The organism is Oenococcus oeni, assembly GCF_020510245.1.
Classification (GTDB): Bacteria; Bacillota; Bacilli; order Lactobacillales; family Lactobacillaceae; genus Oenococcus; species Oenococcus oeni.
The window spans coordinates 1,378,278-1,393,741 of sequence record NZ_CP084701.1 but is presented as its reverse complement, the minus strand read 5'-3'; the positions used below and the strand labels follow the sequence as shown (position 1 = coordinate 1,393,741).

The 15,464-nt window shown below is 39.9% G+C and carries 16 protein-coding genes, 1 other RNA gene and 1 pseudogene; all 18 read left to right on the top strand.

Features of this window, described 5'->3' with window-relative positions; translation table 11 throughout:
- Positions 1-64 precede the first annotated feature (64 nt).
- Positions 65-481 (top strand): annotated as a pseudogene (rplK, locus tag J3U91_RS07345) (50S ribosomal protein L11); the annotation flags it as partial.
- A 173-nt stretch (positions 482-654) separates the two neighbouring features.
- Positions 655-1,347 (top strand): 50S ribosomal protein L1, encoded by a 693-nt coding sequence (rplA, locus tag J3U91_RS07340; RefSeq protein WP_002820800.1) that lies wholly within the window; start codon positions 655-657, stop codon positions 1,345-1,347.
- A gap of 192 nt (positions 1,348-1,539) precedes the next feature.
- Positions 1,540-2,133, top strand: coding sequence for a 50S ribosomal protein L10 (gene rplJ / locus J3U91_RS07335; RefSeq protein ID WP_002820799.1), 594 nt, complete (start codon positions 1,540-1,542; stop codon positions 2,131-2,133).
- A gap of 34 nt (positions 2,134-2,167) precedes the next feature.
- Positions 2,168-2,533, top strand: coding sequence for a 50S ribosomal protein L7/L12 (rplL, locus tag J3U91_RS07330; RefSeq protein WP_002820797.1), 366 nt, complete (start codon positions 2,168-2,170; stop codon positions 2,531-2,533).
- Between the two features lie 78 nt (positions 2,534-2,611).
- On the top strand, positions 2,612-2,848 hold the full coding sequence (locus J3U91_RS07325) for an acyl-CoA carboxylase biotin carboxyl carrier protein subunit (protein WP_002816842.1): 237 nt from the start codon (positions 2,612-2,614) through the stop codon (positions 2,846-2,848).
- Positions 2,841-3,455, top strand: a complete 615-nt coding sequence (locus tag J3U91_RS07320) for a class I SAM-dependent methyltransferase (RefSeq protein WP_002820796.1) — start codon at positions 2,841-2,843, stop codon at positions 3,453-3,455. Before J3U91_RS07325 ends, J3U91_RS07320 begins: the two co-directional genes overlap by 8 nt.
- Positions 3,430-3,900, top strand: coding sequence for a nucleoside deaminase (locus tag J3U91_RS07315; protein ID WP_002820795.1), 471 nt, complete (start codon positions 3,430-3,432; stop codon positions 3,898-3,900). The genes J3U91_RS07320 and J3U91_RS07315 overlap by 26 nt, the downstream gene beginning before the upstream one ends.
- A 148-nt stretch (positions 3,901-4,048) precedes the next feature.
- Positions 4,049-6,790, top strand: coding sequence for a cation-translocating P-type ATPase (locus J3U91_RS07310; RefSeq protein ID WP_002820794.1), 2,742 nt, complete (start codon positions 4,049-4,051; stop codon positions 6,788-6,790).
- A gap of 65 nt (positions 6,791-6,855) precedes the next feature.
- Complete coding sequence (locus J3U91_RS07305; RefSeq protein ID WP_002820793.1) at positions 6,856-9,243, top strand: Xaa-Pro dipeptidyl-peptidase; 2,388 nt, start codon at positions 6,856-6,858, stop codon at positions 9,241-9,243.
- A gap of 23 nt (positions 9,244-9,266) precedes the next feature.
- Positions 9,267-9,362: signal recognition particle sRNA small type (gene ffs / locus J3U91_RS07300), an RNA gene on the top strand.
- A 20-nt stretch (positions 9,363-9,382) separates the two neighbouring features.
- A complete protein-coding gene (gene dnaX, locus J3U91_RS07295) occupies positions 9,383-11,167 on the top strand; it encodes a DNA polymerase III subunit gamma/tau (protein ID WP_002820792.1) in 1,785 nt (594 codons plus the stop codon).
- Positions 11,167-11,772, top strand: a complete 606-nt coding sequence (gene recR / locus J3U91_RS07290) for a recombination mediator RecR (protein WP_002820791.1) — start codon at positions 11,167-11,169, stop codon at positions 11,770-11,772. Before dnaX ends, recR begins: the two co-directional genes overlap by 1 nt.
- Complete coding sequence (locus J3U91_RS07285) at positions 11,769-11,996, top strand: hypothetical protein (RefSeq protein WP_002820790.1); 228 nt, start codon at positions 11,769-11,771, stop codon at positions 11,994-11,996. Before recR ends, J3U91_RS07285 begins: the two co-directional genes overlap by 4 nt.
- Entirely contained in the window at positions 11,993-12,634 is a 642-nt protein-coding gene (tmk, locus tag J3U91_RS07280; protein ID WP_002820789.1) for a dTMP kinase, read from the top strand. Before J3U91_RS07285 ends, tmk begins: the two co-directional genes overlap by 4 nt.
- Positions 12,631-12,957 carry a cyclic-di-AMP receptor gene (locus J3U91_RS07275; RefSeq protein WP_002820788.1) on the top strand — a complete coding sequence of 109 codons (327 nt, stop codon included), beginning with the start codon at positions 12,631-12,633 and terminating at the stop codon, positions 12,955-12,957. Before tmk ends, J3U91_RS07275 begins: the two co-directional genes overlap by 4 nt.
- Entirely contained in the window at positions 12,957-13,859 is a 903-nt protein-coding gene (locus tag J3U91_RS07270; protein ID WP_002816831.1) for an AAA family ATPase, read from the top strand. The genes J3U91_RS07275 and J3U91_RS07270 overlap by 1 nt, the downstream gene beginning before the upstream one ends.
- Positions 13,831-14,694, top strand: a complete 864-nt coding sequence (gene rsmI, locus J3U91_RS07265; protein ID WP_002816830.1) for a 16S rRNA (cytidine(1402)-2'-O)-methyltransferase — start codon at positions 13,831-13,833, stop codon at positions 14,692-14,694. The genes J3U91_RS07270 and rsmI overlap by 29 nt, the downstream gene beginning before the upstream one ends.
- Complete coding sequence (locus J3U91_RS07260; protein WP_002826696.1) at positions 14,687-15,433, top strand: acyl-[acyl-carrier-protein] thioesterase; 747 nt, start codon at positions 14,687-14,689, stop codon at positions 15,431-15,433. Before rsmI ends, J3U91_RS07260 begins: the two co-directional genes overlap by 8 nt.
- Positions 15,434-15,464 lie beyond the last annotated feature (31 nt).

Here is a 15,464-nt window from a genome sequence, read left to right as displayed (position 1 = left end):
TCATGTGCGGAAGTAGCGTCACGGCTACGTTTCCACCGCTAGATTTATGAGAGGAGACATTATCGTGGCAAAAAATGTCGTAAAAATTGTTAAATTACAAATTCCAGCCGCTAAAGCTACTCCAGCCCCACCGGTTGGACCAGCTTTAGGACAAGCTGGTGTTAATATTGGTGAATTTACCAAGAGTTTTAATGCACAGACAAAGGATATGGTGGGATCAATCGTTCCAGTCGTAATTTCGGTTTACGAAGACCGTTCATACACTTTTGTATTAAAGACCCCACCGGCTTCTGACTTATTACGGAAAGCAGCTAAGGTCGACAAAGGTTCGGGACAACCGAATACTTTGAAAGTTGCTAACGTGACTTCAGCACAAATTGAAGAAATTGCTAAGACCAAGCTGCCTGACTTGAATGCCGGCAGCCTTGAAGCAGCTATTAACATTGTTAAGGGAACGGCTCGTTCAATGGGATTTCTTGTTGATGGCAAATCCCTTGATCAAGGTGCTGCCCGTCTGGCAACCGGTGCTGAAATTGCCGAAGCCGAAGCTGAAGCTGAAGCTGAAGGTGCTGCTGCCGAAGCTGGCGTTACGGTCAAAAAAGATGATGAAGATGCTGATGCAACTGATACTCCAGCGGAAGGGAGCGCTGAATAATGGTTAAGAAACACAGTAAAAAATATTTAGCTGCCGCCGAGAAAATCGACCATTCCAAAAAGTATTCACTTGTCGATGCCGCAACTTTGGTAAAAGATATTTCATTTACCAATTTTGATTCCAATGTTGAAGTTGTATTTGATTTAAATGTCGATACAACTAAAGCGGATCAACAATTACGTGGTGCAATTGTTTTGCCGAATGGATCTGGTAATCCAAAAACGGTTGTTGTTTTTGCCGATGGTGAAAAAGCCAAAGATGCTACTCAAGCCGGTGCTGATTTCGTTGGTACTGATGATTTGATCCAAAAAGTTCAGAGCGGTTGGACTGATTTCGATGTTGCAATCGCAACTCCTGATCAAATGGCCAAAGTCGGTCGAGTTGGTCGCGCTTTGGGTCCTAAAGGCCTGATGCCAAACCCTAAGGAAGGCACTGTAACGATGGATGTTACAAAAGCCGTTAGTGATGCCAAGGGTGGTCAAGTAACTTACCGGACTGATAAAAATGGTAATGTTGCCGTTCCGGTTGGAAAAGTTTCTTTTGATAGTGATAAGTTAGCTGAAAATATCAAAAGTGTTTCTTCAACGATTCTTGGCGCTCGTCCAAGCACTGTTAAAGGAACTTATGTATTAAGTGCTCACTTGGCTTCAACAATGGGACCTGGTGTTGAACTTGATGTTTCTTCATTATAATTAGCAAGTATTTTCCGAACGACTTGAGAAATCGAGTCGTTTTGTGTATCATCATTAAAGTAAATATCGTTTTTACCTAAGACGTCGGTTGCCGTAAGGTGTAATTCCTGCCGAGGAAAGCTAAGCTTTTTTATGGCCGCGTCTATTGCGCGGTTTTCTTATGTGTAGAACTATTTACGGAAAGGATATCTCATGAGCGAAAAAACGATTGCAGTCAAAGCTCAAAAAGTTGACGAAGTTGCTGATATGTTTTCAAATTCCGTATCGGCGGTTGTTGCTGACGTGCGTGGTTTGACTGTTGCCCAGGCTGATGATTTGCGGGCCCAGCTTCGTGACGAAGGCGTTTCACTCAAGGTTATCAAAAACAAGATTTTAACTCGTGCAGCTGAAAAAGCTGGTTACCAAGAGTTAAATGATTTGTTCAAGGGACCTTCAGCAATTGCCTTTTCTAAAGAGGATGTGGTTGCCCCTGCTCGAATTTTAAAGAAATTCAGTGGTACTGCTGATGCTTTGGAATTAAAAGGTGGAGTCATCGATCGCAAAGTTGCGGATCTTGACACAATTAATCGTTATGCTGCATTGCCTTCCAAGGAGACTTTGCTCCAGCAATTACTTGCCGAATTCCAGTCACCGCTCCGCAGCTTTATGTACGCAGTTAAAGCTGTTGCCGAAAAGCGCGAAGCAGATGGTGAAACAACTGAGACTCCAGCACAGGAAACAGCTAGTGACGATTCAAAATCTACAAAGGCTGAAGCATCCGATGCTTCGACTACTGAAAACAAATAAAGCGCAGAATTAATCTGCATATTGGAGGAAAAACATGGCATTTGATAAAGATGCAATTATCGCTTCTTTGAAAGAAGCTTCAATCCTCGATTTAGCCGACTTAGTTAAGGCAATCGAAGACGAATTCGGTGTTTCGGCTGCTGCTCCAGTCGCAGCAGCCGGCGCTGCTGGCGACGATGCTGCAGCTAAAGATTCATTCGATGTTGAGTTAACTGAACCAGGACAGGCTAAGATCGGTGTTATTAAGGCCGTTCGTGACGCAACCGGCCTTGGTTTAAAAGAGTCTAAAGACTTGGTTGACGGTGCACCATCAGTTATTAAAAAGGACTTGAACGAGTCTGATGCTAATGACTTGAAGTCAAAGCTCGAAGCAGCCGGCGCTACTGTTACCCTTAAGTAATTTAAGATTTTTTTAAAACCGCTTAAGCGGTTTTTTTGTCTCTTAATTTCAATTTTCCTCAGGATATAATGAAGAGATATGAAAGAAGAAAGATCGATTAGAATTCTGGCTCCGGTTGCAGGCAGAATTACTGATATTCAAGTTAAGCAAAAAGAGAAGGTTAATGCTGGTGATGTTATTGGCACATTGAGTGTTAATAATGTTAAAAACGAAATATTGAGTGAAACGACCGGGATTATTTCTTCAATTAATGTCAATGTTGGAGATCGAGTAATTGCAACCGATACTTTGTTTGAAATAGCGAGCGATGAATAAAAAACAGGAACAATATTTTACAAATCAGCCGACTTCGGCACATGATTTGCATACAATTAATTTTAATTTTGCCGGCAGGGAACTTATTTTCAAAACAGATGCCGGTGTTTTTTCAAAGTTAAGAGTGGATTTTGGTACGAAGGTTCTTTTGGAAACTATTCATAGCCATTTTCAAGAACTTCCAGACGGAAAAATTCTCGATCTCGGTACCGGTTACGGACCAGTCGGTATCAGTCTCAAAGCGCTTAAGCCAGATTTGAAGATTGATATGGTTGATGTCAATCAGCGTTCTTTAAATTTGGCAAAAAATAATTTGGAACTGAATGATTTTTCAGCGAATGTTTTTCAGTCCAATATTTATGAAAATGTTACTGGCAGTTACGCAGCGATCATTGTTAATCCACCAATCAGAGCCGGGAAAACCGTTGTTACCAAAATGCTTGTAGAAAGTAAAAAGCATTTAATCAACGGAGGCATAATTTTAGCTGTTCTCCAGAAAAAGCAGGGAGCGCCTTCAGCCGAAAGGAATCTTAAAAATACATTTGAAAATGTCGAAATTCTAAAACGCAATAAAGGTTACTATGTCTTACAATCAATCAATGACTGAAGAATTCATGCAATTGGCCTTAAAGCAGGCCCAGACGGCTTTTGATGAAGGAGAAGTCCCAATTGGGGCGGTCTTGGTTAAAGATAACCAAGTGATTGCAGCCGACCATAATCGAAAAGAACAATCCGGAATTGCTACGGCTCATGCCGAAAAATTAGTAATCGAAGGGGCTAATCGTTCTCTGGGTGACTGGCGTTTGAATGATTGCTCCTTATTCGTGACTATCGAACCCTGCGTTATGTGTTGTGGAGCTATCATTCAAAGTCGAATTCCAAGATTATTTTATGGAGCCGCCGATCCGAAATTTGGTGGTGTTTCTTCACTTTATCATTTGTTGGAAGATAGTCGCTCAAATCATTTTGTCGAGGTATATCCGGATGTTTTGGCCAAACAATCGGCTAATTTAATGCAGGATTTTTTCAGAAAGCTAAGAAAAAATCAATAAGAAAGCAGAACTGCATTGTTGATTGAAAGAATCCATTCCCTGGAAGAGATATATAATGTAGCTGAATACTGATCTCGATAAATTGTCTCATTTTGGTATCTATTATTAGCAGCGATAGTCTTTACTGTTTGAGGAGTTTTAATTTAATATGGATGACAAAGATTTTGCTGAAATCGATTTAAAAGAGTTATACAAGCAACTGGATTCGAACAAGAACGGTCTTACACAATCGCAGGCCGAACAAAAATTAAAAAAATTCGGTTCAAATATTATTACCCGCGCACGCGGTGAATCTCAAATAAAAACTTTTTTTAAATCTTTTAGCAGCATGATGGCAATTTTGCTCTGGGTATCCGGTATTATTGCGATTTTTGCCGGAATTACCGAACTGGGAATTGCTATTTGGGCTGTTAACGTTATAAACGGCCTTTTTTCGTTCTGGCAGGAATTCGCTGCTAAAAAAGCAACTGATTCTTTAATGAAAATGCTCCCAACATATGCCAGCGTCTATCGCGACGGAAAATTAACAAAAATTGAAGCAACGAAAATGGTTCCGGGAGATATTTTTTCGATACAGGCTGGCAATTCAATTTCGGCCGATGCTCGTTTGATCGAAACTGATGAATTGCAAGTCGACGAATCAGCACTAACTGGCGAATCGACACTTATCAGTAAATCGCCCGACTATTCAAAAGGGCAGGGCAAGTTTGCTTACGGAAATCTGATATATGCCGGAACGACTGTTTCCGTTGGAACTGGTTTGGCAATTGCCTTGTCAACCGGCATGAAAACAGAGTTTGGAAAAATTGCCCAATTAACGCAGACAGCTAAACGGGTTGATTCCCCTCTGCAGATCGAACTGAATCGTTTGACTCGGCAGTTGTCAATCATTGCCATTTCGATCGGAGTTGTCTTTTTCTTCGCTGCCGTCTTTTTGGTTAAAAATCCAATTGCCAAGTCCTTTATATTTTCTTTGGGAATGATTGTTGCATTTATTCCGGAAGGTCTCTTACCGACAGTCACACTTTCTTTGGCACAAGCTGTTCAACGGATGGCTCATAAAAATGCCTTGGTTAAGAATCTTAATTCGGTTGAGACCCTGGGTGAAACAACGGTTATCGCGACAGATAAAACCGGTACCTTAACGCAGAATCAGATGACGATTAATCATATTTGGACCAAAGAATCCGAATATGAGGTCTCGGGCGAAGGCTACATTAATAATGGTGAAATTCGGGAGAAAAACAAGCCGGTTGTTTTAAGTGAACATTCATCTTTAGAACAATTAATTAAAATTGCCAGTCTTGATAACGACACAGAAGTTCAAGCACCAAAATCTTTAAAAGACAGTCCGAAAATAATTGGCACTCCTACCGAGGCTTCTTTGACGATTTTGACTGAAAAATCAGGAATCGATTTTGTTGCTTTGAAAAAGAAAATGCCTCGAATTCACGAAGTTCACTTTGATTCTCGTCGTCAAAGAATGAGTACCATTCATCAACTTGCTGACAATAAAAGGGTTATTTTTACGAAAGGGGCTTTGGATTTTGTTCTTCAAGTTACCGATAGAATTTTAGATAATGGAAAAGTTCGTTCGATCACGGAAAACGATAAAAAAGAAATCCTCGATGCCAATCGAAAATATGCCAGCGATGGTCTGCGTTCTTTGGCTTTTGCCTATCGCGAGACTGATAATAAGGTTGATCCAAAAGAATACAAAATTGATAATACGGAAGAACATTTAATTTTTGTTGGCCTGGCGTCAATGTCAGACCCACCTCGTCCACAAGTCTATCAGGCAGTTAAAAAGGCTCATTCAGCCGGAATCAAGATTATTATGGTAACCGGTGATTCAGAACTGACGGCCAAGTCGGTAGCTATGAAAATTGGATTGGTATCAAAAAAGGTGCAGGTTGTTACCGGAGAGAGACTCAGCCGGATGAATACCGATCAATTGAAGAAAGCCCTTAGCGGTGAGATTATTTTTGCAAGGGTCGCTCCGGAACAAAAATATCAAATTGTCACAACTCTTCAATCGATGGGTCATATCGTTGCTTCGACCGGTGATGGAGTGAATGATGCTCCTGCTTTAAAACAAGCCAATATCGGTGTTGCAATGGGTGTTTCCGGGACTGATGTTGCTAAAGATGCTGCTGATATGATTTTAACCGATGATAATTTTGCTTCGATCGTATCAGCGATTGAAGAAGGACGAGCGGTTTATTCCAATATTCAAAAATTCCTGCTTTATATTTTGAACTCTAATATGCCGGAAGCCATTCCGTCGGTTTTGTTCTTGCTTTCCGGAGGAATTATTCCGCTTTCACTAACGGTTATGCAGATTTTAACGGTTGATCTCGGAACCGATATGTTGCCGGCTTTGGGTTTGGGAGCCGAGAAGATCGAGGCTGGCGTCATGGAACAGCCGCCGCGGGATCGCAAGGCCCACTTGTTAACAAAAAATCTTTTAGTCAAAGCTTTTGGCTGGTATGGACTTTGGGGGTCAATTATTTCGACCGCCGCGTACTTCTTTATTAACTGGACACTTGGCTGGCCTGGGCAAGCACTTGTTTCCTCCGGGGCAAATTATCGTGAAGCGACAACGATGACCTTAGCAGCAATTGTTTTCTTTCAGATTTCGGCTGCAATTGATGCCCGGACGGAAAAAATTTCAGTCTTTAAAATTGGGATTTTTTCCAATCACCATGTCGATTTTGGGATTTTCTTCGAAATTTTACTTTTAATTGTATTAATGTACGTTCCTTTTTTGCAGAATTTGTTTGAAACAGCCCCTCTAAAACCGCTTGAGTGGCTTCTTCTGGCCTGTGTTCCGCTACCAATGATTTTGCTCGAAGAAGGGCGAAAAGCCTGGGTTAGAAAGCATGATTAGTTTAAAATTATGCTAATTATCTAGTTTTCACTATACTTAAATCATTAAATAAAAGGAATGATGTTTTGAAAAATAATTTTAAATACAATGCTTTTACTGATGATTCTTTTTTTGATCCTTTTGATGAATTGAAGAGAATTAATTTATTTGATGATAGTTTTTTTGAAAATAGTTTTCATGATAATTTGAAAATTTTCTTTAAGCGAATGTTTCCCAATTGTCACTCTTTTGAAGCTAAAAAAGAAGCAGAAAAAGCAATTTTAGTTAACGGGAAAAATGATTTATCAACTTATTTGGAAAGAGATTTCCAGTCGATTTCGGCTGAAGATTTTTATTTAGTGATAGATCAATTACTTGATTTTAATTTGGGTTTGGAAATTGATTTTGGCAGTGGGAAGCAATTCTTGATCGACAGTGGCCAACAGGTTTTGTCAGCAGTGAAGATCGATTCGACTAATTTGGCCGATTTTCTTTTTAATGCTTTGATTCTCCGATCAGCGAACGGTTTAAGTTTGATTGATAATTTAGTCAGCGATGGCTTTTTGATCGAAAGTTTTGCCAATAAAATTCCAAAACCACTCTTTTTTGCCGGTAAATCATTGGCAGTTTTTCAGAAAAAAGATCTTCTTCATGAAAGGGTATATATCGATACACGAATCGACACAGATCAAGATCGGAAAAATGATCTGCTTTTATTGACGATTAGCCGACCAAAAAAGGAAGTTGCCGATTTTAAAGTTCCGGTAATTTTGACGGCCAATCCCTATTTTTACGGAACAAATGATATGCAGGAAGATGTTCACAGCCCAGAAGGAGATTTATCGATTAAAGACGATTTTAATTTTCAAATTGGCAGTTCGTCCGAGACCGAAAAGCAATTACCGGCTTTAAAAAAACAAGAAGTCATTGAGGAAGAATCTTTTAAAAGAAGCAGTAAGACCGGCGCGTCGACCTTTCCGTTAAACGATTATTTTTTGGCTCGTGGTTTTGCGGTTGCGTATTATGGTGGTTTGGGAACTCGTGGTTCAGATGGACTGCGTTCATCTGGCGGTCCCGATGAGACAACGGCTTGTTGTGCGGCAATTGAGTATTTAAGCGGGCACAGGTTAGCATTTACAGATAAAGCTGCCTCTAATTCGATTCGGGCAGCCTGGTCAAACGGGTCGGTTGCCATGACTGGCCGAAGTTATCTTGGCACGCTCGCAACGGCCTGCGCCACTCGTAATCCACTTGGTTTGAAAACGATTATTTCCGAGTCGGCGATTTCTTCTTGGTACGATTATTATCGTGAAAACGGTTTGGTAGTTGCTCCGGGAGGATTTCAGGGCGAAGATGCGGACGTTTTGGCTTTGGATACCTTTTCTCGTTGGTTTGATGGATCACAGTTTTTTAAAATTAAATCGATTTTTGAAAAAAGTTTGTCGGAAATGAAAAAGGCCGAAGACCGCCAAACCGGAAATTACAACGAATTTTGGGATCAACGAAATTATTTAAATCAAGCAGAAAAAATCAAGATTGATTGTTTATACGTCCATGGCTTAAACGATTGGAATGTTAAACCGATAAATGTTTTTAATATTCTTGCCAAATTATCGAAGCATAGTGGTCAAAGCGTGAATGTAATTCTTCATCAAGGACAACATATCAGTCCCCATGATATTCGTTCTTTTGACTATCTTGATATTTGCAACGCCTGGCTGACTCATGAATTATTTGGATTGGAAAATTCTATTCAAAAGACCCTTCCGAAAGTCATTGTCGAAGATAATATCGATCCGGAAATTTGGCATGGCCAGTCCGACTGGACTCAAACAGAACGCAAAAGTGAATTTAATTTAGCCAGATTAGCCGGTGAAAAACTGGCCAGTTATAAAGATAATCTTACAGAAATTTATCATAATCATTATTCAAACTATGAAAATTACGAGAAGGATTTTTATTCTGCTAAGGAAATTTTCGATAATTCCCTTTTAAAAATAAATTTACCGACAATCGCTGATTCGACAATTAATGGGCGCATTCAATTAAATTTAAGAATTAAAACAAATTCCCGGACAGGTCTTTTAACAGCGGCTCTGGTCGAAATGAATGCCGGGAAACATTCCAGCAAAGTTACCAAAATTGTTTTAAACCGTAATTTTAAGATTAATTTTGAGGATCACGCGATTCCTTTACGCGATTTTTATTCCAAAAAAACAGACGAGCACCTGATTACTAACGGCCACATTAATTTGCAAAATATTCAGGGACCAAATATTGTTAATCAGGTATATGAGAATCAGTTTCTTGATTTAAAGCTATTGCTTCAGCCAACGATATATCGTTTAACAGCATCTTCGAAAATAGTTTTGTTTATTTTTGCCAGCGATATGCAATATACATTGCATCCTCAAAAAATCCAGGAATATACTGTTGATTTAAAAGAAAGCAAAATTATTTTGCCCATTCTTTGACAGTTTTTTGTAAAATTCGTTACAATATAGAAGCGGGCAGATGCCACTAGTGAATCAGGTCAGGACAGGAATGTAGCAGCCTTAAGCTAGTCAGGTATTGTGCTCGTTTTTGTTTTATCTCAATGTTAGAATTTTAATAATGTATAAAGCACTTTATCGACAATATCGGCCGCGTACTTTTAGTGATTTGGTCGGCCAAACAGTTATTGCACAAACTCTGGAAAATGCTCTCAAGTCTAATAAAGTCGGGCACGCTTATTTGTTTGCCGGACCGCGTGGTACTGGGAAGACTTCGGTTGCAAAAATTTTTGCTCGCGAGATCGAGGGAATCCCGGACGACAATAATCGTGAAAGTTTTTCCGACATTATCGAGATTGATGCCGCCTCGAATAATGGAGTCGACGAAATTAGAAATCTTCGCGATGCTGCTAATTACGCACCGATCGAATATCAATTTAAAATTTATATCATTGATGAAGTACATATGCTTTCGACGGGAGCTTTTAATGCCCTTTTGAAAACAATAGAAGAACCTCCGGCCCAGGTGAAATTCATTTTAGCAACTACCGAACCGCAAAAAATTCCGGCAACAATTTTAAGCCGGGTTCAACGATTTGATTTTCATCGGATCGATGTCGACCAAATCGTTAAGCGGCTTGAATTCGTTTTGGATGATCAAAAAATCGCTTATGATCCGGCGGCTTTGAAAATAGTCGCCAACGCCTCTGATGGCGGTTTGCGCGATGCACTTTCTATTCTTGACCAGGCAGTTGCAATCACAAAAACCGGCCGTGTCGAATTAGACGACGTTTTTAAAATAACCGGCACCAGTCCAATCGATCAACAAATTGGGTTTTTGCAACATGTTTTGGAGAAACAAACAGCCAAAGCCTTTAAAGATATTCACAAATTATTATTGGATGGTAAAGATCCGATTCGTTTCGCGGAAGATTTACTGGTTCTCTTGAAGAATTTAATGTTGATTAAAATCGCACCGGAGTTGGTTTCTGAAAATGCTTTTAATCAGATTGAAAATTTATCCAAAGAGTTTTCTAATTCAGTTTTCGAACAGGCAATCGACGATGTTTCCGATAATTTAATGAAAATGAAGCAAACAACTCGTCCTGAATTATATTTGGAAATTCTTGCCGTTAAAATCGCTTCTCGTTTAAAAAAAGTCGATCAGAAAGCCATACAAGCTCAGACTCCATCGCCAGCGAAAACAGAGATGAGTTCTTCGGCTGTGCTTGTTAATAGCAATGCAAGCTCGGCAGAAAGCATGGCAAGTGACTTTGACAATCATCCTCAGGCGCAGGTTGATATTGCGGAAAAAAACGAAAAGAGCAATCAAGTGCCCGAGTCAACCGAGAAACCGGCATCTCAAAATGAGGAACCGCTTGAAAGCCCTAGTTTGGCAAAAACGGATGACGATTCGGCGTGGCAAGTAATGGAGGCAGCGGTTAAAAGCGAACTGCAGGCTGTCAAAGATGCCTGGCCGGATATCGTTGCGGATTTCGATGAATCTGTTGCAATGCTGGCAGAAAATTCCGAACCGGTTGCCGCCAGTCAAAAGGGACTTATAATTTCTTTCAACCATCCTGAATTGGCCGAGGCGGCTGCCAGAACGCCGGACTTTGTTGCAAAACTTTCCGAAAGTCTTCTCGATTTGCTTGGAGTTAAATATCAGCTGGTCTTTATCAGCGAAGCCGATTGGGTGACCCTAAGAAAAAATTATATTTTAAAACTTCGCGGTGCAAAAATTGAGGATAAAAGTACTCAGGAAACACAGCTGCCGAATTCGACTCAATCAGAAACTTCCAAAGCGAAAGCAACACCGGCCGAATCATCTGAAAATCGTGATGTTGTCGATAAAGCGAAAAAATTATTTGGTGATATTGTCAAAGTAAAGGATGAAAATAAGTAATGCAGTATCCGGAAGCAATTGCAAAATTAATTGAATCTTATAGTAAATTACCGGGTATCGGCCGAAAATCGGCGACTCGTTTGGCTTTTTATACATTGGGAATGTCTGACGACGATGTTAAGAATTTTGCTAGAAGTCTGTCAGCCAGTAAATCCGATCTGACTTTTTGCCGCATTTGCGGTTTTATTACCTCCAAAGATGATGATCCCTGTGTTATTTGCAGCGATGAGTCCCGTGATCAAAGCAAGATTTTCGTTGTCGAAAATAGTCAAGATGAGATGGCAATTGAAAATACTCATGATTATCACGGACTTTATCACGTTTTAAATGGTGTTTTGTCGCCGATGGAGGGACGGGGACCGGAAGATATTAATATCACTAGTTTGATTACGCGCCTGTCTGACCATTCAGAAGTCAAAGAAGTAATCATTGGTTTGGATGCCTCAACGGAAGGCGAAGCGACAACTCTTTACTTGGCACGTTTGATCAGACCTTCGGGAATTAAGGTTACTCGATTGGCTCGTGGACTTTCGGTTGGCACGAATGTTGATTATGCTGATCAATTAACACTTACACAAGCAGTAAACGGGAGGACGGAAATATGATTTGGGGAAAGAAAATTTCATACAGCGATTTCTTTCATCAAAGCCTGATTGATGCAGTCAGTCGCTTACAGGATGATTACGATGCCTGTCTTCAAACGGAACGTAACCTACAGTCCGGCCATGTTAACCAGCGTTTTATTCATTCCAGAACGATGCTGGCAAAAGATAAACAGGCCTATCTGATGCGTCAAGTCCGTTTGAAGGATGTAGGAATTAGAAAATGAAAAAAGGTTTTTTTATTACCATAGAAGGACCGGATGGTGCCGGAAAGACCAGCTTATTGGATAATTTAATGCCGGCTCTCAGAGATATTTTTGGCGATAATCTGATCGAAACAAGAGAACCTGGCGGTGTCAGAATTTCCGAGGCGATCCGAAAAATTGTCCTGGGGCTGAAATATCCGGAAATGAATCGACGAACGGAGGCACTACTTTTTGCAGCTGCGCGGGCTCAACATATGGTGGAAAAAATCGAACCGGCTTTGGCAGATGGAAAAATTGTTTTGTCGGATCGCTTTGTTGATTCATCGATTGCTTATCAGGGTGGTGGCCGCGAACTGGGAATTGAAGCTGTCGGCGAAATTAATAACTTTGCTACCAATGGGTTGCAACCGAATTTAACACTCTTGCTTGATCTTCCAAGCGAAGTCGGGATTGCAAGAATTATGAAGCATCGTAGTGATGAGGTTAATCGTTTGGATAAGGATCGACTTGTTTTTCATAAAAAGGTTCGTCAGACCTATTTGCAGCTCGCCAAAGATCAGCCAAATCGGATAAAAGTGCTTGATGCCACACAAAGTCCTGAAAAAATAGCTATTAATGCTTTACAATTAATTCAAGAAAGTTTGAAAGGTTGGATATGAAACTTATTACTGCAATTGTACAAGATAAGGATGCTTCTTCAGTTGCCAATGCTCTAGTCGAGCATAATATTCGTGCGACCCGTTTGGCTTCTGCCGGCGGATTTTTACGTTCTGGGAATTCGACTTTCCTGATTGCCGTTAAAGATGACGAAGTCAATACTACAATCGGAGTCATTAAGGAGCATTCCAAGACACGCAAACAATTTGTGACTCCACCGGTTGGTTTGGATATGAGTATTGATACGATTGGCCAACCGATTGAAGTTGAAATCGGTGGAGCGACAATTATTGTTCAGGCGATCGAGGATTTTCAACACTTTTAATGCCAAACCAAGTTTCAAAAGTTAATGACTTAAAGCGTTTTTTTTTGCATTTGATTGAATCGGGTAAGCTTTCTCATGCTTACCTTTTTCTTGGTGAAGATCCAAGAGAAATACATAATTTGATTGCTGCGATCAGCAGCCGAATTTTACAGGAAAAAACTGGTGACGATGTTTTTGAAAATGCCAATTTAATCGAAGTGAAGATTCCTGAAGGAAAAAAAACGTTATCGGTCGACCAGATGCGCACGGTTCGCGATATATTCGCCGAAAAATCGGAGCATCCCCAGATTGCCGTAATTGATGACGCTGATAAAATGACCGATTCCGCTGCCAATTCGATTCTTAAATTTATCGAGGAACCCTATGATCGCCAATATATCTTTTTACAGGCTAGAAACCGCAATCGGGTTTTGCCGACAATTTTGTCACGAGTTCAATTAATTAATATTCCCAAACAGAAAAAATCTGAAATTAGTGAACAATTAGTCGATAAGGGCATTCAAGAAGACGAAGCGATCTTTATCAGCCGGATTAGTAAATCAATCAGCCAAGCAGACGATCTTTTGCTAGACGGTTTTGCGATTAATTTGAAAAGATCGATTACAGAGTGGCTTGATGAAATATTTAATCGTCAAGAAAAATCGTTTGCTTTTGTACAAAGCGATTTGTTGAATTTTGTCGATACGAATGAACATCAGAATATTTTCAATCTTGCCCTCTCGAGCGAATTGTCGATGAGATTGGAAAAGGCACCCAATTCGGTTTTGGCTGATATCTTGGATAGATGGCTGGTAATTTCTCAACGATCGAGATTTACCGTCAGCTGGCAGACAATGCTTGAATCATTTACTTTGGAAGCTTTAAGGATGGTTAATGGAACAGAAAAGTTTTCAAACAAGTGAATATGGAAAACTCTATTTGGTACCAACGCCGATAGGAAACCTTGATGATATGACTATCAGAGCTGTTTCGACGCTGAAAGAAGTTGATTTGATTGCTGCGGAAGATACACGTCATTCAGGAATCCTTCTTCAACACTTCCAAATAAAAAAAGATTTAATTAGTTTACACGAACATAATTATGCCCAAAGGGTACCGGAATTAGTCGATAAATTGAAAAAAGGTCTCAATATTGCACAGATATCGGATGCTGGAATGCCTTCGATTTCCGATCCGGGTCATGAGTTGGTTTTAGCGGCAATCCAAAATGGGGTTGATGTAATCAGCCTGCCGGGCCCTTCGGCTGGGATCACAGCTTTGATTGCAAGCGGCCTTCCAGCTGATAAATTTACTTTTATTGGCTTTTTATCGAAAAAGGATTCCGAACAGAAAAAACAGTTAGAAGAATTGATGCCCTTAGACTCAACTTTAATTTTTTATGAATCTCCATTTCGTGTTGGCAAAACTTTGGAAAATGTTCGTGCAATATTCGGTGAAAAAACCAAGGTTGTTTTAGCAAGAGAATTAACAAAGAAATTCGAATCCTATTATCGTGGTGATATTACTCAAGCACTGAATTTTATAAAAAGCAATCGTCCGCGAGGAGAATTTGTTTTATTGATAAAAAAAATTCACGAAGCAATCGTGCCTTCTGATGAGTTAATTGTCGATTTGATCGATGAAAGAATTGCTTCTGGAACGAAACCAATTGATGCTATTAAAGCAGTTGCAAAGCTGTTGGGCCTGATTAGAGCCGATGTTTATAAAATTTACCATAAGGAGAAAAACGATGTCTGAAATTTATTCCGAAGAACTTTATATTGAGGACTTCTATTGTGATCGAACAGCAAAACTTTCTTTGCCGATGATCACGGAATTGGCAATTTCGGTCAGTTCCAAGCAGACTGTTGAAATGGGAATCGGTATGCAGCGTTTGGTCGAAGCTCATCATGGTTGGATCTTATTACAGTATGATATTAAGATTAATCGTCGTCCGAATTTAGGCGAAAAGATCAAGATCAGGACTGATCCAAAAAGACATAATCGTTTTTTTGCCTTTCGCGATTTTGATTTTTTCGATCAAGATGGAAATACTTTAATTCATATTGATTCTTTGTGGGCAATGATTGATTTAAAGCGTCGCCGTCTGGTTAGTATCGACTCTGAATTTGTGGATCCATTAAAAGGCAATCTCGTTGATCGTCTTGAGAGACTGGAGAAGCCGGCCGATCTTGATCGAAGTTTCAGCGGAGCTTCAATTTCGGTCGAAGAAATTAAAGCGAATTATTTTGATATCGATACCAATCAACATGTTAATAATTCCAATTATTTAAAGTTCTTTTTAGTCCCGGTTGCGGAAAATTTTTTGTTGAGGCATGAACCGAAACGAATTTTGATTAAATATGTTAAAGAGATCCGGCTGAACCAGTCAGTCGTTTCGATGGCTCAATTTATCGGTCCTTTGCATAGCGTCCATGAAATATCGGATAATTCGCTGATTAATGCTCAAGCTGAAATTGAGTGGTCGGAAGTTTAGTGATAACATTATCAGAGACAATTAAGGGAGA